Below are 25,678 nucleotides of genomic sequence, written 5' to 3' on the forward strand. Positions count from 1 at the left end.
TACGCCCAGACCGCCGCCTACGGCCACTTCGGCCGCGAACTCCCCGACTTCACCTGGGAACGCACCGACCGCGTCGACGCCCTGCGCGCCACCGCGGGGGTGTGACGTGCACATAGCCGTCACAGGATCGGTCGCCACCGATCACCTCATGACCTTTCCCGGACGCATCAGCGACCAGCTCCTGGCCGACAAGCTGGACCGGGTCTCCCTGTCCTTCCTCGTCGACACCTTGGAGATCCGGGACGGCGGCGTCGCCGCCAACATCACCTACGGCCTGGCCCGGCTCGGCCACCGACCGCTGCTCGTGGCGGCCGTCGGCCAGGACTTCCACGACTACGGCCGGCGGCTCGCCGAACTGGGCGTGCGCACTTCGGCGGTGCACGCCTCCGCCACCCGCCACACGGCCCGCTTCCTGTGCACCACCGACCCCGACGGCAACCAACTCGCCTCCTTCTACGCGGGCGCGATGGCGGAGGCGGCCGACATCGACCTCGTCGACGTGATGGACCGGTGCGGCAGAGCCGACCTCGTCCTGATCGGGGCCGACGCCCCGGCGGCCATGCTCCGCCACACCCGTGCCTGCCGTGCCCTCGGGATTCCCTACGCCGCCGACCCGGCCCAGCAACTGGCCCGTCTCGAAGGTCCGGAGATCCGCGAACTCGCCGACGGAGCGCACTTGTTGTTCACCAACGAGTACGAGCACGAACTGCTCCTGCGCAAGACCGGCTGGACCCACGCCGAGGTGCTGCGGCGGATCGGCACGTGGATCACCACGCTCGGCGAGAAGGGCAGCCGCATAGAACAGGCGGGCAGCCCGGCGGTGGACGTCTCCGCCGTCCCCACGGACGCCGTCGTCGACCCGACCGGCGTCGGCGACGCCTTCCGGGCCGGCTACCTGGCCGCCCTCGCCGCAGGACACGCCCCCGTGCGCTGTGCGCAGACGGGTTCGGTGATGGCCTCGCTCGCCCTGTCGGCCGTGGGCACGCAGACGTACGACACCACGCCGGAGGCGGTGGGGGATCTCCTCCGCACCACCTACGGGGCGTACGCGTCGGCCGCGCCGGCCGCGCCGGGCGTGGTGCAGGGCGCGGCCGGCGTGCCGCACACGCCGGACAACGACCGCATCGCGGCCGGGACCGCCGCACGGCCCGCGGGGCCCGCGGACGGCGGGGCACAGCGGTGAGCACCCTCACGCCGCCCCGCACGAGCCCGGGACCTGGCCCGGCCGCTCTGATCGCGGCGGGCCGCCGTTCGTACTCCTTCGAGTTCTTCCCGCCCAAGACGGGACAGGGCGAACGCGTGCTGTGGCAGGCCCTGCGCCGGGTCGAGGCCGTCGACCCGTCCTTCGTCTCCGTGACGTACGGGGCGGGCGGGTCCTCACGCGAGCGGACCACCGACCTCACCCAGCGCATCGCGGAGCACACCACCCTGCGCCCCGTCGCCCACCTCACCTCGGTCGGCCACTCGGTCGCCGAACTCCGCCGGATCATCGGGCGCTACGCCGACGCGGGCGTACGCGACGTACTCGTCCTGCGCGGTGATCCGCCCGGTGATCCGCGGGGGCCGTGGACCCGTCACCCGGGCGGTCTCGACCACGCGGTGGACCTGGTCCGGCTGGTCCGGGAGCTGGGCGACTTCAGCATCGCCGTCGCCGCCTTCCCCGAACGCCACCCCCGCTCACCCGACTGGGACAGCGACATCCGGCACTTCGTCGCCAAATGCCGGGCGGGCGCCGACTACGCCATCACCCAGATGTTCTTCCGCGCGGAGGACTACTTCCGGCTGCGCGACCGGCTGGATGCCGCCGGCTGCGACACCCCGGTCATCCCGGAGATCATGCCCGCCACCCGGTACGAACAGATCCGCCGCTTCGCCGAACTGAGCGACGCCACGTTCCCACCCGACCTCGCCCGCCGTCTGCACGCCGCGCGGCACGACCCCGACGAGGCCCACCGCGTCGGCGTCGAGCACGCCACCGCACTGGCCCAACACCTCCTGGACGAGGACGCCCCGGGGCTGCACTACATCACCCTCAACCAGTCCACCGCAGCACTCGACATCCACCGTCGGCTGAGTCTGCCCACCCACCCCGCGGACCAGTAGGGCGGGATCCGCGTCCGCGATCCTGAGCTAGGGAGACGTTTTGCCCATGACCCGCACCGCCCCGTTCATGACCTGCACGGGCCCCGTGCTCACTCCCGTCCCCACCCGGTTCGTGTGGACCGAAGAGGACCGGCGGGCCGTCGAGACCGTGCGCCTCCTGGCCGCCGGCACCGTACACGAGGTCGGCGACGGCGATCCCGGTACCGGGATCGGTACGGCGATGAGCCTCGCTCCGGCCGCGTACACCCTCTTCCACAAGGTGATGCGCCACGACCCGGCGGACCCCGACTGGGCGGGGCGCGACCGGCTCGTCCTGTCCGCGGGCCAGGCGTCCCTGACCCTCTGCATGCGGTTGTACCCGGCCGTCTTCGACCTGGAGCCGGACCACCCCAAGGCCCTCCACACCCGGGGCGCGAAGACGCCCGCGCACCCCGACCCCGACCCCGACCGCGACCCCGGCAACGGGGACGCGCGCGGGCACGCGACCGGCGTCGAGACCACCCCGGGCCTCCCGCTGGGCCGGGGTGTGGCGCATGCCGTGGGCATGGCCTTGGCCGCCCGCTACGAGCGCGGCATGTTCGACCCCGAGGCCGCCCCGGGCACCTCGCCGTTCGACCACTACGTCTACGCCATCGCCGGGGACGGGTGCCTCGAGGAGGGCGCCTGCGTCGAGGCGTCGTCGACGGCCGGCCACCAGCAGCTCGGCAACCTCATCCTATTGTGGGGCGACCACCGCCCGTCGACCGCGGGCGACTCCGGCACGCCGGTCTCCGAGTCCACCCTCGAGCGCTACGAGGCGTACGGCTGGCACGTCCAGCGCGTACGGCCCGGGAAGGACGGCGACCTCGACCCGGCCGCCCTGTACGCGGCGATCGAGGCCGCCAAGGCCGAGACCGAGCGCCCGTCGTTCATCGAGATGCGCTCGAACCCCACCTGGCCCGAGGCGACCGACGCGCGGAGCGACGAGGCCACGCACGGCCCAACCGGTGGAGCCCTCGACCGTCGTGCCCGGGCGGCCAGGACCCCGTGGGAGAGGTCCTTCGCCGCGTGGCGCACCGCCAACCCGGACCGTGCCGCCGAGTTCGACCGCATCCGCGCGGGCAAGCGGTCGGCCGTCCGTCCGAAGGAGCAACCTGCGGTCGAGACCGGCCCGGTGATATCCACCCGCGTCGCCTCCGGCAGCACGCCCGCCGACGAGAACTCCTCGCTCCCACCGGTGGGCAACCCGCTGCCGGCGGCCGCGCACACCCCTCCGTACGGCGCGCGGGCCCTGACGAAGGAGACCCTGTGAGCAGGCTGCGCTGGCTGACCGCGGGGGAATCACACGGGCGCGCCCTCGTCGCGACGCTCGAGGGGCTTCCCTCCGGAGTGCCGATCACCACCGAGAGCGTGGCGGCCGCACTGGCCAGACGCCGGCTCGGTCACGGGCGCGGCGCCCGGATGAAGTTCGAGGAGGACGAGGTCACCTTCCTCGGCGGGGTCCGGCACGGCCTCACGATGGGCGGCCCGGTCGCGATCATGGTGGGCAACACCGAATGGCCCAAGTGGGAGAAGGTGATGGCGGCCGATCCGGTGGACCCGCGGGAGCTCGCCCGGCTGGCGCGCAACGCGCCGCTGACCCGTCCCCGCCCCGGTCACGCGGATCTCGCCGGAATGCAGAAGTACGCCCTGGACGAGGCCCGTCCCGTCCTCGAGCGGGCCAGCGCGCGGGAGACCGCGGCGCGGGTGGCACTGGGCACGGTGGCCAGGTCGTACCTGCGTCAGACGACCGGCGTCGAAATCGTTTCGCACGTGGTGGAGCTGGCCTCGGTCAGCGCTCCGTACGGTGTGCTGCCCAAGCCCTCCGACCAGGCGGGACTGGACCAGGATCCGGTGCGCTGCCTCGACGCGGCGGCGTCGAAGGCGATGGTCGCGGAGATCGACCAGGCCCACCGGGACGGCGACACCCTCGGCGGTGTGGTCGAGGTGCTCGCGTACGACCTACCGGTGGGCCTTGGCTCGTTCACGCACTGGGACCGGCGGCTGGACTCGCGGCTCGCGGGTGCGCTGATGGGCATTCAGGCGATCAAGGGAGTCGAGATCGGCGACGGTTTCGGTCTGGCGCGGGTACCGGGGTCGAAGGCGCACGACGAGATCGTGTGGACCCCCGACGGCGTGCGGCGCACGACCGGCCGTGCGGGCGGCACCGAGGGCGGCATGTCCACGGGCGAGCTGCTGCGGGTGCGGGCGGCGATGAAGCCGATCGCGACGGTTCCGCGTGCGCTGGCGACGATCGACGTGTCGACGGGCGAGGCGGCCCCGGCACACCATCAGCGGTCCGACGTCTGCGCGGTACCGGCCGCGGGCATCGTGGCGGAGGCCATGGTGGCGCTGGTGCTGGCGGACGCGGTGGCCGAGAAGTTCGGCGGAGACAGCGTGGGCGAGACACGCCGCAACGTACGCGGATACCTCGAAAACCTCCTGATCTCCTGACCGGCCCACCCGGCCCACCCGGCCCACCCGGCCCACCCGGCCCACCCGGCCCGACCGGCCCGACCGGAACAGCCCGAGCAACGTTCCGGTCGGGCCGCGGAGGCAGGAACGGAAGCCGTACCTGAACGTGGTCGCCCTCGAGCCCCGCTCGGAGTCGCACGAACGCGTGCCCAGGTCCCCGGAGGATCTTCAGGGAATCGTCAGGTCGGGTACGGGAGGATGAATGCGATGTGGGTTCCTCGCGCGGCCCTGTCTGATGCGGTGGTCCATTTCTCTGGGGTTCGATGGGAAAGGAGTAGGGGGTGAGGGTGAAAGCCATGACTTCAACGGGAACCGTGAACCGTGTCCTGGTTCTCATCGCGTCTGTCTCGGCTTTCTGCCTGGTTTATCTGGTGGCGGTGCGCACTTCTCCGGGGCAGCGATGGGAAGGCGCCGTCCTTCACGCTGCGCCGGCTTTCGGCTCGGCGGCCGGAGACGCGGCGCGCGACGCGCTGGGTTCGTTCACCGTTCCCTCCATCCTGGTGTGCGGTACCGCTCTCGCTCTCCTGGCCCTCATATGGCACGGGCTCGCCATGGCGGCGAGGGTGCTCGTGGTGATCGGCGGCAGCGCCGTGCTGTCACAGGTGCTGAAACACGACGTGCTGCCGCGCCCGGCTCTCGACCCCTGGGCGCAGTCGCTGCACAATTCGCTGCCCAGTGGTCACGCGACCCTCGCGATGAGCCTGTGCGCCGCCCTTCTCCTCGCCGTCCCGGCCAAGTGGCGCGGCTGGATCGCGGTTCCCGCCGTCTCGTGGGCCACGTCCTTCGGGATGCTCACGGTCGTGGCCAAGTGGCACAGGCCGTCGGACGTCCTCACCGCGCACGCCCTCGTCCTGGCCCTGACGGCCCTGGTGCTACTCGTCCCTTCGGCGCCGAGGCCGGAGACCTCGCGGCCGCGGGCCCCGTATGTGTGGGCGAGCTCCGTACTCGCCGCGGGTACCTTGGCCGTGGTCATGGCAGGGTCTGATGTGCGGCGGACGGGCGACCTCGCGATGTGGCGCGAGATCCTGTCGGGGGCCGCGTCGGGCTACCTGGTGGGCGGCCTGAGTTACCTGCAGGCGCTGGCGCTGATCATGGGGTCCGGCGCTCTGTGCGGACTGACCGTGGTGGCCGTAGCGGGTAGCCGATGGGTCACGGCCAACGTGGTGTCGCGGCGGTTCGGGGAAGCGCCCCGTCAACGGGATCGGCGGAGGCGGGCCCGCGCAGAGGGATCCGTCCGACACGGTGAGTGTGTCCAGGAGCAGGCCACCGGTCATCTTGGGGCCCAGGACCGTACGCAGGCGCTCGTTGGACGATCCGGCCAGCGGCGCGTCGTCGAGAACCATGGCCGCGTGGACGACACCGGCCAATCGGCGTCCGGAGGCGTCGATGTCGTCGAGGACGCGTCGCAGCTCCGCTTCGTCGGTAACATCCGCCGCGTAGGCGGTGACGTCGGTCCCGTCATTGCGGAGGTCCGCCAGGAGCGATGCGGCTTCGGGGGCCTCGGTGCCGCGCCGGCCGAGGAGGGTGAGGTGACGGGCGCCGCGGGCGGCGAGGTGGCGTGCGGTGGCGGCGCCGAACCCGCCGAGGCCGCCGGTGACCAGGTACGTGGCTGTGGAATCCAGATCGGGCCCGGTCAGCGGACTCTGGACCTGTACACCCTCCTCGAACGTGATCACGATCTTGCCGGTGTGCCGGGAGTGCTGGAGGCTCGTGAACGCCTCCTCGATGCGCCGGGCCGGGTAGGCGAGGAAGGGCAGCGGGTGATACGTGCCGTCGTGCACGGAGGCGGCGAGAGCCGCCAAGGCGGTGTCCAGGACGGCTGACGTACCTCCGACCATGGTCGTCAGGTCGACGCCGAAGAACGAGAGGTTGTGCGCGAAGGGGGCCAGCGGCAGCCGGCTGTCCATCAGGAAGTCGCGCCTGCCCAGCTCCAGGAACCTGCCGTGTGGTTTGAGCACGCCGAGGCTGCGGACAAGTGCCTCGCCGGCGAGGGAGTTGAGGACCACGTCCACGCCCTGGCCGCCGGTGAGGTCCTTGACCTGTTCGGCGAAGTGCAGTCGGCGCGAGTCCAGGACGTGTTCGACGCCCAGCAGTCGCAGCAGATCGCGCTTCACCTTGCAGCTAGGCTCGGTTGAGCAGGCAGGATCGGTCTCGGCAGAAGGGGCCGTGGCGGAGATGGTCGACACGCAGGGCGAGGTGCGCCGGATCGGTGAACTGATCCGCCGGGCTCGGGTCTTACAGGGCCGCTCACAAGCGGACGTGGCGGGCCAGCTGGGATACCACCAGTCGAAGATCAGCCGACCGGAGGGCGGACGCGGAACGGACGACATCCGGGTTCTGCGCGACGTCGCCCGCATCCTGCGCATTCCCCCGGCCCGACTCGGTCTGGCGGAGGCCGCCCCGGAAGCCGATCCCCACGATCCGGCGACAGAGGAAATGCTGCGCCGCCGTACCTTCCTTGCCGCCAGCGTCACCGCGCTCACAGCCTCGGTCGCGCCGACGGCTGCGCACCCCGCGCTCGTCCAGGCGCTCCTGCCCGGGATGCCGACGGCTCCGACGACGGAAGCGCGGATTCGGGGGAGCTACGAAACCGGGCCACGGCCATCCGGCGCCTCTGGAGCACGTGCGACTACGCGGAGTTGGAGCGGACCCTTCCCGGCCTGATCGCCGATCTTCGCTGCTGCATCGCCGACTCCCCGCAGGCCGAGGAGCTTCCTCGCCTCCTGGCCACGGCCTACCAGACCTCGGCCAGCCTCCTGCTCAAGCAGGGAGACCCCGGCACGGCGTGGCTCGCCGTCGGGCGCGCGATGGCCGAGGCCGAACGCTCAGGTGATCCACTCGTCCTCGCCGCCAGCGTCCGCCTCCACGCACACGTCCTGGTCCGCGAACAGCACGCCGGCCAGGCCGTCACACTGATCAAGCACACGGCCTCACAACTCACCGGTGCGTACGACCGGCAGCCCCGCCACCACCTCTCCGTGCTCGGGTTGTTGCTGCTGCGGGGAGTCACGGCTGCCAGCAGGGCCGGGGACCGTGCTGCCACCGCAGAGTTCCTGGCCGAGGCCAAGGAGGTGGCGAAGTACGTCGCCCTGGACCACCCCGACGCCTGGGCCAACTTCAGCCCCACCAACGTGGCCCTCCACGAGGTCAGCGCGGCCGTGTCCTTCGGCGACGCGGGCGTCGCCATCGACATCGCCCGTCCGCTCATGCGCCGCCACATCCCGGTTCCCGAGCGCCGGGCCGCCCTATGGGTGGAAGCCGCCCGTGCCTACGCGCAGCAGGGCCGTCTCGCCTATGGCTACCAGGCCCTGGGGATCGCGGAGACCTGCGCAGCTCAGGACGTACGACGCCCAGCCGTCCGGGACCTGGTCGCCGACATGGCGGCGCGCGACCGTCGGCGTACGCTGCCAGACCTCCACCACTTCAGCCGCCGACTGGGAGTACCCGCGTGACCGAGCCGCAGCGCAAGCCCTTCCTGTACGTCGTCGTCTGCGCGGCCGGGATCGCGGGCGACGTCGGCAAGCTGATCGACGCCGCGCACGAGCGGAGCTGGGACGTCGGCGTCGTCGCCACCCTGCAGGGGCTTCCCTTCCTCGACGTTGCCGCGATCGAGGAGCGGACCGGTCACCCCGTCCGCTCCGCCTGGCGCGCGCCCGGCGACGCACGGTCCTTCCCACCCGCCGATGTGATCGCCGTAGCCCCGGCCACCTTCAACACGGTCAACAAGTGGGCGGCCGGCTTCGCGGACAACCTCGCCCTCGGCATCCTCTGCGAGGCTCCCGGCATGGGTATCCCCACCGTCGTCCTGCCCTACGTGAACACCGCGCTCGCCGCCCACCGCGCGTACCGGCGCAGCCTCGCCGAGCTGCGCGAGATGGGTGTTCTGGTCGGCAGCTACGAGCCGCACCGCCCGAAGTCCGGCGGCGGCGCCGACGGATTCCGCTGGCAAGAGGCAGTCGGCCTCTTGGCTCCGTTCGTTGTGGCAGGGGACACCTGCTACTGATCCTGCGGCTACCGATAGGCGCGGCCTGCCGGGTTTTCGCGTCGGGGAATGCCTGCGACCGGTGGGCGGGAGGTACCCGACCTCCGGTCGCACGGTGCTGTTCCGCGGCCCGCAGTCTTCGTAGGGGAGATAGGTGCCGCCATCCGGAGCGGTCGGGACGCCCGTGCGTTCGTACTCGGCCCGGTCTTCGCCGGTCACAGGGGGGAGCAGGCCCATGAACATGCGGGTTTCGGGGTGGCAGGCTCGATGCGAGAGCACGAGCCCGGCGAGCGCGTCCATCGTGCCTGTCCCCTTGACGGCTGCGGCGTCAACCCGATGAATGCCGCTCCGCAATGCGGTCCGGGGCGTCGGGCGGGCCACCTGCCTGACCACCCGGCTGGAGGCGAACGACGGCATGGGAGGGGTGCCCCGACGGTATGCGGAGTGCAGGAGCAGCCCGGATCTCTGTCCCGCTGTGCCGGCTACAGCCAGTCGCGCTTCTTGAAGATGACGTACAGGCTTACGCAGACCACCGCCATCAGGAGGATCGCTAAGGGGTAGCCGCCTGCCCAGTGGAGCTCCGGCATGGTGTCGAAGTTCATGCCGTAGATCGTGCCAACGAGGGTCGGGGCGAAGAGGATGGCCGCCCACGAGGAGATCTTCTTGAAGTCGTCACCCTCACACCGCTGACCTGCGAAAACCGGCAGTGTAGGCGGTCTGACCTGCGGGGATCGGTCTTTCCGAGCCTTTCACCTTGCTGCCCGTTTGTACGGCCGATCCTCCCCAGCCGCTCCCCAACGGGCCTCATTCTCCCCAGATTCTCCCCAGAAGCTGCTGCCAGGGAGGACGGATCGCCGCTGGCCAGGGCCTGATTCAAGCGTCGTGCCGAGCTACGCAACGTAGTGCAAGCGGGTCGGAGCGGGGGTGGCAGCCGCCTTCGCGGGGCGACGGCTTGACGAACCAATTCGATTCTCCCCCTCGGCTCCGTTCCGTCTGCCAGGCTCGGACACGTGACGTACGTAGTGACCGTAGACATCTGCATCTCGGAGGCAACTCCGGAGATGGACCCGCTGCAGCGTGCCGGGGCCGTCGCGCTGATCGAGAGCGGCTTCGCCTCGGTCGACGGCATCGACGGGCCGGACGGCATGGAGGTCGAACTCCTCGACACGATCGTGGGCGTGTATCCGGGCGGGGCACTGCTCAAGGTGTTCGTCGACGCCGAGGCGCTCGAATTCGCGGAGGGCGCCGTCCGGGACGTCGTGAGCGAAGTGCTTCGACGCTCCGAGCTGCTCGTGGATTGGACGGTCGAGCGGTGCGAAGTCGAACTGCACCCTGAGCTCACCCAGGAGAGCCTCGCCGCCGCCGACGGCCCGGACGGCCCGCCGGACGACCCCGCGGCCCGCAAAGCCCGTCATGCCGAGCCGACCGCAGCAGCCGAAGGAGGCGAGTACGACGCGCGAGCGAAGGCCGAGGAAGTGCGCGCCCGGATGCTCGTGCTGGCGGATGAGCTGCGTTCCTTTCCACCAGTGATGTTCGGTGTGCAGGGCGACCATGGGGAGGAGGACGGCGACGACTACGGCTTCGCAGTCGCGCCCGAGGACGCCACGCTGGCCGCCGGCGCACTGATCTACGCCACCGAGGTTTTGATCGACGAGCTGTTCGAGGTGCACATCCTGGAACAGGAGGACACCAACGTCGGAGAGTGCGACGGCCCGCTGTGGCACCTGGAGGACCTGCCCGACAGGTACGTCCTTCAGTACGACACCCGCTTCGCCCGCCGCTTCCTGGTGACCGTGATCGCCATGACCACCCGCTTCACGGACGGAGTTTCGGCCAGCTGAGTTGTGTTGCCGAGGAACTGGCCTTGAGGCTGCTCTTGAACCAGACGACCGTCAACCTGGAGTTGTTCGGGCTGCTCGACGACGGCGTCTCGACCGCCCTGGAGATGTTCGCCGACAACGTCTACGAGGACATGGACCACGAGTGGCTGTACGACGGTTCGATGGACGGGATCGACGAGGGTGCGGTGGGCTCGGCCCTCGGCATCGCACCCATGGCGTTCGGCGCCTGGTTCACACCATTCAACCCCGGTAGGCACGTGCACCCATCGGCTGCAGACGAATCGGACACGGCCGCCGCAGCGTGATCCTCACCCCCATGGCCACACACGGCGGTGCTGTGGAGCCCCTTCAAGGAGCCCCACCAGGCAAGAGTCACTTGATGATGTTCTGGACCCTAAGGGCTCGCCGAGAATCACCATGCCGACTTGATCCTTGTGGGGCTGTTGGTGATGAACGCGGCGACGTCGGCGGGTGTGCGGAACTGTGCTGTCGAGGGTGGTGGTGTGGCCGTTCTCGGCGAAGAGGGCTGGACTCGGGGAACGGCCCTGGTGCTGCCGTTGACTCCGAATAGCTGGGCGATCATGTCTCGGGTGCCGAGTTTGCGCAGGTAGAGCACGGTGGCCAAGGACTCTGTCGGCGGTGGTCAGCTTGTCCTTGGCGCTGACGCAGCGAGCCTGGATGTGGCCTCCTCTTCGCTGCTGAGACCGCTCGCGCTCACGTAGCTCATCGAGTCTCTGGGACGGCTGGTCGACGAGTGCGTACAGCGCCAGCTCGGTCATGCCGGTCAGTTCCAGATGTCATGGTCGGTGCCGACGCCGTTTGTTGCTGCTGTCAAGAACGGTGACCTCGCCGCCTGAGTCGCCCTGGTGGCCCAGACAGTGCTGCCCCCGTCCGGGACGGGGGCAGCTGACTGCGGACCAGTCAGGTACGGGTATTCGTGAGATGCGGGCCGATATAGCCCACGTACACGCGGCCCGTGTTCGGGCCGTCGTCGTAGAAGTAGAGGCGGGGTGCGACGGTGTTGCCGCCGCCGATGCGTAGGTGCGCCTCCATGTAGAGCTGGCCGGACGGGTCAACAGTGGTAGGAACCGGGAAGGTCCGCTGCTTGCGCCAGCTGCCACGGTTGCCCACCGAGTCCGACTCCTTCATCTTCACCTTGCCGGCCGAGAAGGGATATACGCCGGTCGGCGGCTTGGTACACCAGGAGCGGAAGTCGCCACCAGCGGTTCCGTCGGCCGATGCCGCAGCAAAGTCCTGCAGGGCCAGCAGCGCGTCCCAGGCCGTTTCGACCCAGTTGCCTACGGACTGGTCGTCCAGCTCGCTGGTGATCTTTGCGTTCCCCGTGAACACCAGGTCCGGTAGCTCCGCCATCCTGCCGAGAAGCTCTTCAAAGGAAGTCGGATGGTTGGCGGGTTCATCGGCGGGGGAATGAGCCAGTTCGTACTGTCCGGCCTGCTCCAGGCGAATTTGGAGGGCGCGTACCTCACGTCGCGCTCGACGCAGTTCAGTATCCAGGTCGTCGTTCTCGCGGATCAGCTCGTACTCGCGATCCGAAGTCCCCTTCAGCTCGCTGCGCAGGTCGCTGATCTCGTCTGCATGCGCCGTCTCCGTCTGCTCAGCCTCGGTGAGCATAGAGATGAGCGTCTGATTCTCGGCTCGGAGCTTTTCGACCTCCGAACCCTGGGTTGCAGGGCGAGGGCGGGTGCGCTGAATCGGGAGGGTATCGAGTGCGGCGGGCAGGGGCTGGCGCAAGGCTAGGCGCTGGGGTAGTGAAGCGAGCAGGGAAGCAGCCCGCCGCGGGTTCGCCTCGACGGTGGACCGGGACATCACAGGGTGACGATGAGCGTCGGGCTTCCAGGCAAGATCGATGCCCGGGAGGTAGGTGCGGATACCGCCGAGGAAGACCGGGTGGTATTCCAACGCCCTGTTGAACGCCGACTGCGCCTCGGGCGTGAGCACGTACAGGATCGCGAGTCCGGGAAGGAAAGCGAAGGCCTTCTCGATGACACCTTCGGTCCAGGCAGCGGTGTCCTGGCCATACGGAATGGTCGCGACGACGATCGGCAGGCGGCGATCTTCGTCGCACAGCTCCTCGATGACCTCGTCTACATCGTCCGGCTCGATGAAGGCAAGCGATGCGTCGACCGCTGCCATGCCGTCCTGGGCATCGAGCGAGTTGAGCAGGAGCTTGGCGAGGTTGGGTGTGTTGGCGCGCTTGGGCTGAAGCTCGGCGGAGGCGGGCCGGTGCTCGATGTCGACCTGGAGCCATGTCCGGCGGTCGTCTTCACGATGGTCGGCGCGGACGACCAGGCTGGACTGCCAGGTGCCCTCGTTGCCGGGCCTGGTCTCGCGCAACCGCCATCGGGTGTAAGCGCCGTCCCGGCCCGAAGCGACGTCGTGGTCCAGCGTTACGTTGGGCCCGATTTCGTTGCGGCCCTCGTCGAGGGCGGATGTGTCGTAACGCTTGTCGGCTAGCCAGTCGTACAGCTGGCGCTCGGCGTTGGCGGAGGTGGCGACGTAATCCTGCGTGGTCGATATGACCATGCGGTAGCTGCGAGGTTCCATGGGCTTCCCGGGTGAGCTCGGAGCGGGGCGGGACGCGGTGCAACGGCCCGCCATCCGGAGGACGGATGGCGGGCCGTGTTGGTTGCGGAGTCAGGTGGAGTTGGTCCTGACGGGGTGGCGGGGTCCTCGGCCGGGGGGCGGGTCGAGGATGGTCTGGTATGCGGTGCCGCTCTTCTGGGCCTCGGCCATGCGGTCGTAGACGTCGAGGATGAGGTCCTTGGTGCGGTAGGTGCCGTAGGCGGCGATGTCTTTCCGTTTGACGATCGGGAACGTTTCCATCACGTGGTCGACGTCGCCGCGGGTGATGCCGTAGAGGTGGAAGAAGGCGGCGTCGAGCTCAGCGCGAAGAAGGGCACGGCGGTCGTTGTCCCATCTGAACGGGGGGCCAGAGAATCCTTGATCCTTAGCGAACGCCGCCAAGTCATAGGCCGTGTAGATGAGCTCAATTGTGCGATTTGCGACCCATGTCCATTGGTTCGACTGGGTGTCTCGGCTCCCGGTGTCCAGTTCCTCCGGGCGCGGCACCGGAAGTTGATACAGGTAGCCGAACGTCAGGTTGGTTCCTGCAATCTTCTGTCGAATCACGTAGTCGAAGATATGAGAAGAGAAGATTGCGTGGATAACTGGAGCAAAATCCGCTTGGCGGGGAAAAATGAGAGGGTTGCTGTGGCCAATCCCAACATAGGGCGGCGTTGAGCTAATCATCGTTCGCTCGTCCGAAGAGCGTGCGATGTTGCGCCAGCCGAGTAGCCAGCGGTGTGGCCAATTCCGGTCGCTGAGCCGCGAGGCGACGCCCATCTCATGGATGACGTTACCCTTCTTGTCCCGTTTCTCTGTCGGCACGTCGCACTCCGGCACCCAGTACCTCGGCATCGGCATGAAGTCCGGGTCGTCGTGCTGCTCCGACGTCAGACGCGGCAGCGTCCCCATGTTGGCCTGTGCCTCAGTCTGGCCCTCGTACGTGCCCAGCCGGTGGTCGAAGTGGTGAAGCATCTTCGCCTCGTACAGCGGGAGGTACCGCTGCCCGCCGCGCTCGAAGACGTTGCCCTTGAGCTCCCAGTTGTCATCCGTCAGCTGCTGGTGGGTGCGGAACAGATGGGAGTCGTTAGACATGTGGAACATCGTCATGAACGACAGGCCCCAGGGATTGCCGTTTGGGTCGCCCTCCCTGATCAGGACCGGGACCCGGCGGTAGATTCCGAGGGTGATCTCCGCATCGCGGCGGGAGCGGAACACCGGCAGGGTGCCTGTGTTGGGGTTCACGAGCAGAATCTCCTCCGGCGGCATCGCGAACCGCCGCTCCGGCAGGTCTTCCATGTACCGCGTACCGAAGGCGAACGAAGCCTCCCGTACGCGCACATCCCGGCCGCCCACCGTGAGCAGGCAGAACCGGACCGAGTGGTGAACGTCCCGGCTGAGGATGAAGGCCTCGTTCTCGAAGTCCAGGAAGGCTGCCAGGCGTGACGTGCGTACGAGGTCGGAGAAGAACGGCGCCGTCGTGGCGTCCGTGGCGATGCCCGTCGGCAGGACCAGGCCGAGGCGTCCGAGCGGGGCGACCGCGTGCGAGGCGTTCTCGGCGAACACCGCGTACGTGTTCACATCGCCTGCGCCGGCCAGCGGGAAGCGGCCCGAGTCCCGCAGCAGGTGGCTCGTGCCCTCGGCCAGCCGTTTGGCGGCGGCGAAATCCTCCGCTAGCTCGCGCTCGGCTGGCTCCTCGCTGGTGGCCAGAGCCGTGATGAGACGCTCACGGGCCGCTTTGTTCGCGGCCTTTGCGATGCCCTCGCTGCGCTGGGCGAAGAACTCCTGCTCCTGGAGCTTGACCCGCTCCCACGGAGGGTTGCCCAGCATGCACGAGAACCCACCGGCCCACCCGGTGCGCTCATCCAGAGACTCCGTGCCCTCCCCGTCCGGCACACGGAAGATCTCGGGGAACTCCAAGTGCCAGTGGAAGAAGTCGTACGCCTCCTGGAGGCGCACGATCTCGTCGGTCACACCGTCCGCCACCACCGTCGCGCCATCGCTCAGGTCGAGCAGCGACCTCGTCGTGATCGCGGAGACCGCGCCAGGGGCTTTTGTCCAGACGAACGCCGCGCACCATGCGTCGGCCAGTTCACGTGCCTTGATGTACTCCGGGGAGGTGGTCAGTTCGGCGTAGCGGTCGCGCTGCTCGTGGACTGCTTCCAGGGTGTCGGACGGGGCCGCGCTGATGCCGGACGTCTTACGCGCCAGGCCCGAGTTGGAGGCGCGAAGCGGTACGTCCCCGAAGAGTTCGCCCTGCATCACCCCGTGCTTGAGGTTCGCCAGCCAGGCCGCCCGCTCCTCCTTGTTGCGCTTCTTGAGCGCCGAGACCCACTTCCTGTCGTCGCCCTCGATCGGCTTGAACGCCTCGTCCGGCAGCCCGCCCGCCAGCAGCTTCGGCGTCGTGCCCAGCAGCCCGTTGCCGTGCCGGATGTGCGCGTCCAGGAACGTCAGGGGCTTGCCCGGGTCCAGTGCCTCGATCCACAGCGAGACCTTCGCCAGTTCCACGGCCATCGGGTTCAGGTCGACGCCGTAGATGCAGCGCCCGATCACATCCCGCAGGGCGTGCCGGACCTCCTCGACCGGCGGCTCCGGGTCGTCCGTACGCACCGCCGCCAGCCGCTTGGCGACGCGGCGGGCCGCCGCCACCAGGAAGTGGCCCGAGCCGCACGCCGGGTCGCAGACCGTCACGGCCAGCAGCGCCGCCTCCTGCTCCTCGCGGGTCGTACCGGACTTGACCGCTTCGTCTATCACCGGGTCGAGGGCCGAGTCCAGCAGGGACTCGATCAGCGAGGAGGGGGTGTAGTACGAACCCGTGGTCTTGCGCTCGTTGCCCGCCAGGGTCCGCAGCACGAACGAGTCGTCGTCGCCGCGCCGGGGGACAAGCTCCAGCAGGGACTCGTAGATGGAGCCGAGTTCCTCCGCGCCCAGGTGGCGGTAGTCGACCGGGCGGGGGCGGCCCAGCTTCTTGTCGTCGACCACCGACAGCGACCTGATCGCGGAGAACAGCTTCTCGTTGGACAGCTCCCAGTCGTTCAGGACTCGGTCCGTATCCGTTTCCTCGAACAGACCGCCCAGTGCCGGCAGACCGAGCTGTGGCAGTCCGCCCTCCCGGCCCAGGCCGTCCAGGACCAGCCGCAGCGCCTGCCACTGGTCGCCGTGCGGGCCGCCGCGCCTCCGGCCGGCCAGACGGCGCAGCTTCGCGGAGGAGAAATACCGCTCGTAGCGGTCACGGGCGTCCGGATCGGTGTCGGCCGGGATCAAGACGTCGCGGTCCTCCGCGACGAACAGGAAGAGCAGGCGGTACGCGAGGCGCAGCAGGGCGCGGTGCAGCTGCTCGACGGTCACCTCGCGCTGGTGGAGGAGCTCGCGGAGTTCACGGTTGGCGGGGTTCTTCATGAAGCCGGTGCCCAGGGTGACGAGTGCGCGCTCCACGCCCTCGCGCAGCTGCTCCAGTGCCCGCGTCCCACTGGCGACCGCCTCTGTACGCCACTGCTCCAGCCAGCAGTTCGCCGGTTTCGGTGCCTCTTCGCTTCCCTCCCCGCCCTGGACGTCGAAGCGGGACTGGTGCAGCAGCCGCCACAGCAGCTGGAAGTCGGAGAACCGGTCGCCGTCGAAGATGGCCTGGAGGTCGAACTCGACGTACGACGCGCCCACCAGGGAGCTGGAGTCGCGCAGCAGCCGCAGGACCCGGCCGTTGGTCAGCACGCCCCAGAGCGTGCCGGGGCCGCTGCGGTTGAGGTACTCCTGCATCATCGACTGCGGCGCCGACGCGGTGACACCCTGTGTCCGGGTGTCCAGCGCGGTGTTCCAGCCCAGCAGATGGACCGGGACATGCTCCCGGGCGTGGCTGACCGGGAAGTGCTTCTCGCCGTCCACGGACGGCAGCCCGCCCGCGGCGACGCCCGGCAGGTGGCCGAACTTCAGTTCTTCGAAGAGTGGCAGCAGCCAGAAGCGGCGCGTGATTCCGGTCGCCTGGACGCCCGCGTTGTCATGGGCGCCCTCCTTCTCCAGGGCGTCCTGGAGAGCGGTCCAGTTGCCGCGCAGTGCGGACCAGGAACGTTCGGCGGCGTCACGGACCGTGTCGCGCGGGCCGAAGAGGCGGTAGTCGGCCGGCTTGGAGCCGACCAGCTCTTTGCCGTCGGAGATCCGGGTCAGCATGTCGGCCGGCAGCAGGCCGCCGACCGTGACGACGGACGGGGTGACGGCGGTCTTGGCGAGGCTCATCGGCGGGCACCCTCAGTGGTCTCGGCCGGGGCGGCCGTCTCGGCATCGTCGTCCGGCAGGTATACGTACACGCCCAGGACATCGGGCCGGTCCTGGGGCGTGACCTTCAGGCCGCGGCGGGCCGCGCCCACCGCGCCGCGCACCCGGCGGTGGGAATCCAGGAGTCGTTCGGCGAGTTCGGTGCCGCGTGCGACCAGTGCGCCGTTGATCCTGTCGAGGCCGGAGATGATCCGGTCGGCGTGCGCAGTGGCCCGGTCCGGGTCAGTATTGCCGGTGGCACGCGCGTGCAGCAGTTCAGCGGACTCCTCCTCGCTCAGCCACTCGGGGTGCGCCGGGGAGCCCCGGAAGGCGAGTAGGCGGGCGTCCTCCGCGATCTGGTCACGGGTCTCGCCGGTGCGGGTCGGCAGCGCGAGCTGGAAGCGGTAGCGGACTAGCAGCAGGGTGGTCCGTTTCTTCACCGCGTTCGTGCGGACGACCCCGCAGCGGCGGGCCGGACGTTCCCAGCCGGGCAGCTTCGGGTCGAGCGCCGCGTCCAGCACGAACTGGGCGAGGGCGGCGACCGCCGGGTCGGTACGGCTCAGGGCCACCTCTCCGCGCGGGGCGACCGGAGTGTCGTGGAAGGGCACCGGGCGAGGGTGCTTGGGCCCCAGCACTGTGTGGAAGGCATCCTTCACAGCCAGCGGCAGGCCCTCCGTGCTCATGGTGAAGCCGTTCGGCTCACCGGGCAGCGGGCCGTCCTGGCCGCGCAGGGCGAGGAGTGCGGCGCGGGTGAACTCCCCTACCTCCTCTCCCGATCCGAGCGCGGCCCGCACCTCGGCCACCTCCCGCGCCACGTCCTCCTTCTTGACCGAGTGCTGGGCGTAGCGGGAGCGGGACGCCTTCTCCCGGTCGGCCGCGCTCTGCCACTTTGCGTGCAGGTCGTCGCGCTGCCCGGTGAGGCCCGAATCGGTGCCGAAGTCGAGTGTGAGCTGGTCGCCCTGGATGCCCTCGCCGCGCAGCAACAGGCCTTCCAGCACGGCCTGCATGACGTTGTCGGACTCGTCGGGCACGGGGACGGAGACCCCGGTGGCCTTGCGGATCCGGGCGTGCTTGCGGAGCAGGACGTCCAGCACGATGCCGTCGATGCCGTTGTCCGCCCCGTACAGGGTCACCGCGCGCACCACGTCGGTGCGCTGGCCGAACCGGTCCACACGCCCCTCGCGCTGTTCGTGGCGGGTGGGGTTCCAGGCCAGGTCGTAGTGGAGGACCGCGTCGAAGCTGTCCTGGAGGTTGACACCTTCGGACAGGCAGTCGGTGGCGACCAGGACCCGGCGCGGCGGGGGCGGATTGCCGTCCGGGTCCTCGGCGGTGAGCGCGGCGATGCGGGCGATGCGCTGGTCGGGGGAGAGCGTGCCGGTGATGGCCTCGACGGCGTGGGTCTTCTGGCCGCGCTTGGGGTTGAGAACGGCGTTCAGATGGTCGGCGACGTACTCGGCGGTGGGGATGAACCGGCAGAAGACGATCGGGTTGTAGCCGTCCTTCAGTAGCCCCTTGACCGTTTTCGTCAGCTGGGCGAGTTTGGCGTCCTTCGGGCCGGCCAGCGCCTGGGCCTGCCGGGCCATGGCGAGCAGGCGGCGGCGGGCGGACTTCTCGCTGCCGTCCGCGTCGGCGTCGGAAAGGTCCTCGTCGGAGAGGCCCTTGTCGTCCTCGGGAACGGGCGCGGTGAGCAGAGCGCCCGGTACCGCGTCCGCCGACTCCATCGTCTCGTCGCCGGCCGCGTCCATCACCGCCGCCCGGCCGATCGCGTCGGCCTCCTCCTCGCTGACCGCGTCCAGGTTAGCCGCGCGGGTACGCAGGGTCTGCGCGGCGGCGAGCGGTGAGGAGGCCAGCGAGCGCAGCAGTGCCAGCGCCGACCACCAGCGGATGCGCTGCTGCAGGCCGCCGGAGGAATCGCGTACGGTCTCGCGGGCGTAGGAGATGACCCGCTCCACCAGCTTCCGGTAGTCCTCGTGGAGGGCGTAGGAGACCTCAAGGGATTCGCGGTCGCGGGGGAAGATCGCGTCGTCGCGGAAGTCGTCCCGGATGTCGGCCCGGCGGCGCTGCACGAGGTAGCGGGCCAGTTCCTTGCGGCCCGTGTCGCGGTCCAGGCTGATGGACTCCAGCTTCGGGTTCAGCAGGCCCAGCAGATTGCGGAAGGGCTCTTCTTTGCCGCTGTGCGGGGTCGCGGTCACCAGCAGTAGATGCCGGGTGGGGTCGTCCGCGAGGCGGCGCAGGAGCTCGTAGCGGAGCTGACGCTGTCGCTTGCCCACACCGGTCGTGGTGTCGGAGACACAGGTGTGCGCCTCGTCGACGATCACCAGGTCGGGGCAGTTCTTGACGAAGTCGTCCCGGTGGCGGGGAGACTTGATGAAGTCGGTGGAGACGACGTAGTTGCGGTCCGGGCGGAACACCGAGCGCCCGTACAGCTGAGCCCGCTCCAGCCGCCCGATCGTCGACGCCAGCACCAGTTCCGCGTCGATGCCGAACTTGCCACGCAGCTCGCCCCGCCACTGCTCCGCCAGCGCCGGGCTGCACAGCACCACCAGGCCGCGGGCCTCGCCCTGGGCCAGTAGCTCGGCCGCGATCAAGCCCGACTCCACGGTCTTGCCGATGCCGACATCGTCCGCGATCAGCAGCCGCACCGTCTCCTGGCGGAGCGCCATCAGCAGGGGGACCAGCTGGTACGGACGAGGCTCCACGGAGATTCCGGCCAGTGAGCGGAACGGGCCCGCGGAGGAACGGAAGCCGATGCGCAGGGCGCTGCGCAGCAGCCGGGCCGCAGACTGGTCGCCGATGTCGTCCGGGCTCGGCGGGGCGAAGCTCGCCGGGCACACGGTCTCCAGGGCGGGCAGCACCCCGGCCACATCGTCGGCCGAGCCGCCCAGCGGACGCAGCACCAGCAGCTCGGAGGTGGACCCGGGTAGGACGACCCACTCCCTGCCACGGGCTTGGACCAGGGATCCCACCGCATAGTGCGGGGCGCCGGCCCGGCCGAGGCCGGTGGCGGCAGGGGCATGCGTCGTCATGAGGGACCTTCCATCACACATGGGGCGGGTGCGCTGTTCATTGTGCCGGGGCGTGGAGCGCGCGAAGTCAGGAGCTGCGGCCGGGGCCGAAGACACCCGGGTGGCGGGCCACGATCTCGGCCCAGTCGTCGTCGTACCGGAACCGGATCACGTCCCAGCCGACGTCGTAGAGGCGCTCCTCGGCCTCCTCGTCGCGGGTGGCCTGGTGCGCGTCGTCGTGGTGCGGACCGTCCACGAAGACCGCCACCGGTCCGTTCTTCAGCCGGTAGACGAAGTCCGGCTGGGCGTGGGCGCTGGTCACCAGGGTCTGTTCCGCGTCGGGGAGCTGGTGGCCGCGTGCCTTGAGGAAACCGACGAGGCCCTTCTCCAGCTCCGAGTCCGCGCCCTCCATCAGCTTCGCCGCGTGCTCGTCGCGGGTTGCGTCAGGGCGGGCTGCGACCGCATCGGCCGATGCGAAGCGCAGCAGCAGGTCCCTTACCTGGTGGCGGTCGATCAGGTTGTGGACCCGCTGGTTGCCGAACGACAGCAGGCAGTCGTAGCAGCCCAGTTCGCAGCGGTCGCCGCCGGCGCTCGCATCCGTGCCGTCCGGCTCGAAGTGGGCGATCTCCAGCGCCTTGGCGGCGGCACGGCGCAAGGCGTCCGGCTCGGCCTGGAGGCGGCGCAGCACGCCCGCTCCGCCCTCCGCGCTCTCGTAGAACAGGATCCGGTCGCGCGGACCGTCCTCCGGCGGCAACTGCTCGCTGTCCAGCTCGGAGTCCTCCAGCTGGAAGGTGGCCTCGATGCCGCGCTCCAGGGCGTACTGGAGGGTGACGGCCACCTGCTCGGGGACGCTCTCGGCGAGCTTCAGCACCAGGATGTTGCGGCTGTCCTGGACGTAGGGGATGACGCGCTGCTTGCGCGGCACGTCCTCCGCCTTGTCGAGGCCGTCCTGCTCCTCGCTGGTCTCGCGGCCCGGTTTGTCGGCGCCCTTCTTCGCGTCCAGCCAGCGGCCCTCGACGGTGTCGAGCCAGAATCCGTACTCGTGGTTGCGGACGCTGCGTCGGTAGCCGAGATTGGTCAGCCGGACGGTGGCGCTGTCGCCGTATGCGAGGGTGGCGAGCTCTCCAGCGGGATCGGTGACCTCGGCGGTCAGCTGGCGCAGCCGCTCCGCATCACCAGCGAAGGCGTACGAGACCTCCACGGCGTAGCCGGCGCGCAGTCGCTCCTCCTCATCCGAGGAGATCCGGTCGCGGCGCTTGGTGAAGACCGTGTGCAGTTGCAGCAGCCCGAGCCGCTTGGGGCCGAGCTCCTGGTTGCACACCAGGCAGACGTCCCGGCGGTCCTCGGGCAGATGCAGATAGCCGCAGTGCCCGCAGCGCGCGGCCTCGTCGGTGTTGAGGTCGCCGGTGGAATCGGTGGGCAGCTGGATACGGTCCACCTGGTAGCGGCTGCCCTCGTGGTAGATCAGCGCGCCGGGGCCGAACTCGCGGATTGCGATAAAGCGGGAGCGCTGGAGGAAGTCGCCGTCACGCCCGCCGCGCGAAGTGCGTCCGGTGCCCGGGATGAAGGCGGCCAGCGGAAGCCGGGGGAAGGAGTAGCCGGGCAGGAACCCCTCGGAGGCGAAGTAGCGGTACGGGGTGAAGTCGGAGAGCACCGTGCCGGAGCCACGCTCCTCGTTCTTCAGCAGTTTCAGCTGTGTCTCCGCCTGGGCGCGGCGCCGCTTGGCCTGCTCGGACGCGTCCCGGTTCAGGGTGTGGTCGAGAATGCGCTTGTGCTGTACGGCCCGCTCCTGGAGCGCCTTCTCGTACAGACTCCGCCACCGGCCGAGCGCCCGGTCGAAGGCCTTCGGCGCGTCTTGGACCTGCCGCTCCAGCCAGTGCGCGTCCCACCAGGCGGTCTCCTCGAAGTCCTTCACGGCGTGCCCGAGGACCGCGGTGGCCCGTCGCAGGGCACGTCCCTTGGCCCCTGCGTCGCCGGTCTGCTCGATGACCGTCGGCAGCAGCCGGAGGGACGGCTCGTCACCGTCGGCGTCCAGCAGCTCGGGAATGCTGCGTCCCAGCGGCAGCCCGGTCTCGGCCAGCCAGAGGGCGTGCACATGGGAACGGATGAGGTCCTCGTTGGCGAGGTCGAGGCGAGGAGCCGCGACCGACCCCGACACCATCTCGTCCGAGCGCTTGAAGTAGTACTGGTCGTGGCTGTTGCCGGTCGCGCAGTACGTGGTGACCAACGCGGGCTGCCCCGATCGGCCCGCGCGGCCGCTGCGCTGTGCGTAATTCGCCGGTGTGGGCGGCACATTGCGCAGGCCGACCGCGTTGAGGCTCGCGATGTCGACACCCAGCTCCATCGTGGGGGAGCAGTACAGCAGCGGCAGCGGCACGCCCTTGCGGAAGTCGTCCTCCCGCTCCTCACGTACCCGGGCCGGGACCTGAGCGGTGTGCTCACGGGCGATCATCCCGGCGAAGGTGGCGGATACCTCCTTGTACAACTTCTTGAAGAAGGGGTTGGCCCGTGGACCGGTGTCCTTGCCGAACGTGCGGCGCAACCGGTCAGGTGCTCCGAACTCGTCGTCCCTCGCGGTCCAGACGAACGTCGTCGAGTTGATGCGGTACCCGGGGAAGCCGCCGCCATCCCGGGCGTCCACCGCCTCGGTGAGCAGCCCGGCGTCGCTGAGCACGGTCAGCATGTCGCGAATGATCTGCTGTGATTCGTCCAGCCCGATCTCATGACCCCAGCCGGGGAACTGGCCCACCCGGCGCAGGAACCGGCCGAAGCCGCCGCGGCCGGTCAGCGTCAACTCACCGCGTGCGCGCCCGGGGCGTCCGGCGCGCGGGAAGGCGATTCCGGTGGGCGGAGGGGTGCGCTCGGTCTCGGCCAGCCCCCACGGGTCCACCAGCAGCTGCGAGAGCTTGCGCATCTCGTCGAAGCCGGCGACCGTGAAGTACGGCACGTCGATGGCACGCACCCGGCGCAGCTCGTCCAGCAGGATCCGGCACAGTTCGGCGCGCTTTTCCGGGGAGGCGCCGCGCAGCGGTCCCGCCGCCTGCTCCCAGAGGTCGTCACGCACGCAGAGTTCGTCCATGTCCGCGTAGTCGATGCGGAGCAGGCCCGTCTGCTCCAGGTTGGGCATGGTGATCCGCCAGCCGCGTTCGAGGTCCAGGTAAAGGCGGTACGCGACGACCTCGCGCAGCGCGCGCAGGGTACGGGCGGCCTGACTCGTGAGTTCGCGCGGGTTGGCCGAGTACTCGGCGGGCGCCAGCCCGAGATGGTGGACGACCCGCTCGGCGACCTGCTCATGGCTCAGCCCGTCCGGCGCCTCGCTCATCGCTCGGTACAGGGCTCCGCGCAACTGGGTCACCTGGACGAAGTCGTTGAAGTGCCCGGCTTGCAGGCTGGCGTCCTGCCGGTTGTCGACGAAGGTGAGCAACTTGCGTGCGTCCGCGCCCAGTTCCGTCTCGGGCACGGATTTCAGACTGCGCACGATGCTCGCGCTGATCATGGAGGTGGCCGAGGAGCGGCCCTCCTGTTCGAGAGTGAGCAGCTTGCCGAAGTCGCTGCCGCGCACCGACTCGTAGCTGACCCCGCAGTCGTCGCTGACGCAGAACATGAACGGCATCGGCAGGAACGCCGCGTACAGGCCCTGTCCGCGGTCCACGGCCCGGCCGTCGGCGGTGACCCAGACGGGCTGCGGGGCGCGCTTGGTGCGGCTGGCGATCAGGGAGGGCACGCCGGTCTTGGGGTCGGGAGCCAGCCAGCTGTCCGGGAAGCGCTGGTCGTCGATCGCCTTGCCGGACTGCTCGGGCCAAGGGAAGAGCGAGCTGATGTAGAGGTAGCCGTTGTCCTCGTCGCCCTCCCGGCGGTCGCGGAAGAACGTGCTGCCGTCGGCGCGAGACTCTCGGGCCACCGCCAGGTACTCCTGGCCGCACTCGCGGCAGAACGACAGAGGGAGGAGGACCTTGTCCTGGTGGCCGGGCACCCGCTGCTGGTAGCTGCGGCCGATGTGACGGGTGTCCTCGTCTTCCAGGGAGACGTACACCGTGTCGCCCTTGGAGAGGAACTGGTGCAACCGGAAGGCGAACAAGGGCCGCCCCGTGACGGGGTCCTTGGCCTGGGAGCCGGCCCGCAGTGTGTCGCGGATGGCGGTCAGACATCCCTCGTACGGCTGGAGGGTACGGTCGGACAGCTTCTTGGCGGCGCGTTCCACAGTGGTGGGCCGGGCCCGTACGAGCCGGCCGTCGTCCGCTCCGCCACGCAGGGTGTGCAGGCCGAACTCGGTTTCGATCCAGGCGGCGAGCGGGTCGGAGGCAAGGTCCGTGTGATCGGTCGACGGCTTGTTGTCGTGCACGCGAGCCGCCAGCAATTCGTCCGACGCGACGTCGGCGACGGTGGCCCGCACGAGGGTTTCTCCCACCACCCGGTCCGGGGAGACCGTGGTGTCGAACAGGGTGGTGGCCACCTCGGCGACCGCGCGCCGCTGGTCGGCGAGGGTGCCGCCGGATGCCATGGTGGCGGAGGTGCCGACGCACTGTAGGGCCGGGGCCTGGCAGGCGTCACGCACCCGGCGCACCAGCAGGGCGACGTCCGCGCCCTGCCGGCCCCGGTAGGTGTGGAGTTCGTCGAGGACCAGGAACTTCAGGCCCTTGGCTGCCCGGATGAGTCCCTTGCGTTCACGGGGGCGGGTGAGCATCAGTTCCAGCATCACGTAATTGGTGAGCAGGATGTCCGGCGGGTTGTCCATGATCCTCGCGCGCTCGGCCTCGTCCTCCTGGCCCGTGTAGCGGGCGAAGGTCACGGGCTCATGGCCCTCGCCGTAGCCGTGGCTCAGGAACTTCTGCAGTTCCAGCTTCTGGCTGTTGGCCAGGGCGTTCATCGGGTACACGATGATCGCCTGCACCCCGGTCGCGCCCTCTTCGCGACCGCGCAGTACTCGGTCGACGATGGGGACGATGTAGCCCATGCTCTTGCCGGACCCGGTGCCTGTGGTCAGCACGTACGACTCGCCGGAGCGGGCGGCCTCGATCGCGTCACGCTGGTGCTGGTGGAAGGTGACCGGACGACCCTCGAAGGAGTCTTCCTTCTTACCTGTCCGGAAGATCAAGTCGCACTCGGGGTGCAGGAGCCCGCCTTCACGGGACAACTCGGTGACCGTGCCACCGGAGGCGAAGCTCGGATTGAGGGACAGCCAGGGATCGGGCCATTGAGCGCCGGCCTTCAAGGTGTCGGCGACACCGGACCTGATCTTGTCGTTCTTGATGACGACCGAACCCGAAGTGAATTCCTGATAGTCCGTGATCAACTGCTGGTGCACCTTGAAGACGTCCACAGAACCTCACTCGCTCCCCGTTGACCCGCGTTTCGCCACCGTACTGGTTGAGGCAGGCGGGTCGACCTTGATCAGACGACCTCCTCATGACATCAGAAGTTGTGAA

The 25,678-nt window shown here is 69.6% G+C and carries 11 protein-coding genes and 5 pseudogenes; 9 read left to right on the forward strand and 7 right to left on the reverse strand.

Annotation, left to right across the window (positions count from 1 at the left end):
* The first annotated feature begins 148 nt into the window (after positions 1–148).
* From ABZY44_RS11915 to ABZY44_RS11935, 5 genes and pseudogenes are all read left to right on the forward strand, one after another.
* Positions 149–1,183 (forward strand): carbohydrate kinase family protein, encoded by a 1,035-nt coding sequence (locus ABZY44_RS11915; RefSeq protein WP_356652557.1) that lies wholly within the window; start codon positions 149–151, stop codon positions 1,181–1,183.
* A 47-nt stretch (positions 1,184–1,230) separates the two neighbouring features.
* On the forward strand, positions 1,231–2,103 hold the full coding sequence (metF, locus tag ABZY44_RS11920) for a methylenetetrahydrofolate reductase [NAD(P)H] (RefSeq protein ID WP_356652682.1): 873 nt from the start codon (positions 1,231–1,233) through the stop codon (positions 2,101–2,103).
* A 67-nt stretch (positions 2,104–2,170) separates the two neighbouring features.
* Positions 2,171–3,343 (forward strand): annotated as a pseudogene (locus ABZY44_RS11925) (transketolase); the annotation flags it as partial.
* Positions 3,344–3,390: 47 nt separating this feature from the next.
* Positions 3,391–4,575: a chorismate synthase gene (aroC, locus tag ABZY44_RS11930; RefSeq protein ID WP_356652559.1), complete on the forward strand. Its 1,185-nt coding sequence runs from the start codon at positions 3,391–3,393 to the stop codon at positions 4,573–4,575.
* Positions 4,576–5,147: 572 nt separating this feature from the next.
* Positions 5,148–5,417 (forward strand): annotated as a pseudogene (locus ABZY44_RS11935) (phosphatase PAP2 family protein); the annotation flags it as partial.
* 51 nt (positions 5,418–5,468) lie between these two features.
* Here the strand turns inward: ABZY44_RS11935 and ABZY44_RS11940 are convergent.
* A complete protein-coding gene (locus ABZY44_RS11940) occupies positions 5,469–6,710 on the reverse strand; it encodes an SDR family NAD(P)-dependent oxidoreductase (RefSeq protein ID WP_356652561.1) in 1,242 nt (413 codons plus the stop codon).
* A 61-nt stretch (positions 6,711–6,771) separates the two neighbouring features.
* Here ABZY44_RS11940 and ABZY44_RS11945 point away from each other — a divergent pair.
* A pseudogene (locus ABZY44_RS11945) lies at positions 6,772–8,048 on the forward strand (helix-turn-helix transcriptional regulator).
* The gene (locus tag ABZY44_RS11950; RefSeq protein ID WP_356652563.1) at positions 8,045–8,599 is read left to right on the forward strand and encodes a flavoprotein; all 555 of its coding nucleotides are present in this window, start codon (positions 8,045–8,047) and stop codon (positions 8,597–8,599) included. The pseudogene ABZY44_RS11945 and the gene ABZY44_RS11950 overlap by 4 nt, the downstream one beginning before the upstream one ends.
* 461 nt (positions 8,600–9,060) lie before the next feature.
* Here ABZY44_RS11950 and ABZY44_RS11955 read toward each other — a convergent pair.
* Positions 9,061–9,252: pseudogene (locus tag ABZY44_RS11955) on the reverse strand (CorA family divalent cation transporter); the annotation flags it as partial.
* A 336-nt stretch (positions 9,253–9,588) separates the two neighbouring features.
* Between ABZY44_RS11955 and ABZY44_RS11960 the strand changes: the two are divergent.
* Together ABZY44_RS11960 and ABZY44_RS11965 are read left to right on the forward strand one after the other, a co-directional pair.
* The gene (locus tag ABZY44_RS11960; RefSeq protein ID WP_356652565.1) at positions 9,589–10,419 is read left to right on the forward strand and encodes a hypothetical protein; all 831 of its coding nucleotides are present in this window, start codon (positions 9,589–9,591) and stop codon (positions 10,417–10,419) included.
* 23 nt (positions 10,420–10,442) lie between these two features.
* Positions 10,443–10,724 carry a hypothetical protein gene (locus ABZY44_RS11965; RefSeq protein ID WP_356652567.1) on the forward strand — a complete coding sequence of 94 codons (282 nt, stop codon included), beginning with the start codon at positions 10,443–10,445 and terminating at the stop codon, positions 10,722–10,724.
* Positions 10,725–10,831: 107 nt separating this feature from the next.
* On the opposite strand, the pseudogene ABZY44_RS11970 reads toward ABZY44_RS11965, so the two are convergent.
* The 5 genes and pseudogenes from ABZY44_RS11970 to ABZY44_RS11990 form a co-directional block, all read right to left on the reverse strand.
* Positions 10,832–11,216, reverse strand: a pseudogene (locus ABZY44_RS11970) (ISAzo13 family transposase); the annotation flags it as partial.
* Between the two features lie 124 nt (positions 11,217–11,340).
* A complete protein-coding gene (locus ABZY44_RS11975) occupies positions 11,341–12,984 on the reverse strand; it encodes a hypothetical protein (RefSeq protein ID WP_356652569.1) in 1,644 nt (547 codons plus the stop codon).
* Between the two features lie 90 nt (positions 12,985–13,074).
* The gene (locus ABZY44_RS11980; RefSeq protein WP_356652571.1) at positions 13,075–17,229 is read right to left on the reverse strand and encodes an N-6 DNA methylase; all 4,155 of its coding nucleotides are present in this window, start codon (positions 17,227–17,229) and stop codon (positions 13,075–13,077) included.
* Positions 17,226–20,273 (reverse strand): helicase-related protein, encoded by a 3,048-nt coding sequence (locus ABZY44_RS11985; RefSeq protein WP_356652573.1) that lies wholly within the window; start codon positions 20,271–20,273, stop codon positions 17,226–17,228. Before ABZY44_RS11985 ends, ABZY44_RS11980 begins: the two co-directional genes overlap by 4 nt.
* Positions 20,274–20,340: 67 nt before the next feature.
* Complete coding sequence (locus ABZY44_RS11990) at positions 20,341–25,572, reverse strand: DEAD/DEAH box helicase (RefSeq protein ID WP_356652575.1); 5,232 nt, start codon at positions 25,570–25,572, stop codon at positions 20,341–20,343.
* Positions 25,573–25,678 lie beyond the last annotated feature (106 nt).

Origin of the sequence: Streptomyces sp. NPDC006544 (assembly GCF_040611715.1) — a bacterium.
GTDB lineage: Bacteria > Actinomycetota > Actinomycetes > Streptomycetales > Streptomycetaceae > Streptomyces.

Bases quoted from the DNA above. Each gene is read 5' to 3' on its own strand.
- ABZY44_RS11915 (WP_356652557.1), top strand. From the start codon at position 149: ATGACCTTTCCCGGACGCATCAGCGACCAGCTCCTGGCCGACAAGCTG.
- ABZY44_RS11975 (WP_356652569.1), bottom strand. From the start codon at position 12,984: ATGGAACCTCGCAGCTACCGCATGGTCATATCGACCACGCAGGATTAC.
- ABZY44_RS11980 (WP_356652571.1), bottom strand. From the start codon at position 17,229: ATGAGCCTCGCCAAGACCGCCGTCACCCCGTCCGTCGTCACGGTCGGC.
- ABZY44_RS11985 (WP_356652573.1), bottom strand. From the start codon at position 20,273: ATGACGACGCATGCCCCTGCCGCCACCGGCCTCGGCCGGGCCGGCGCC.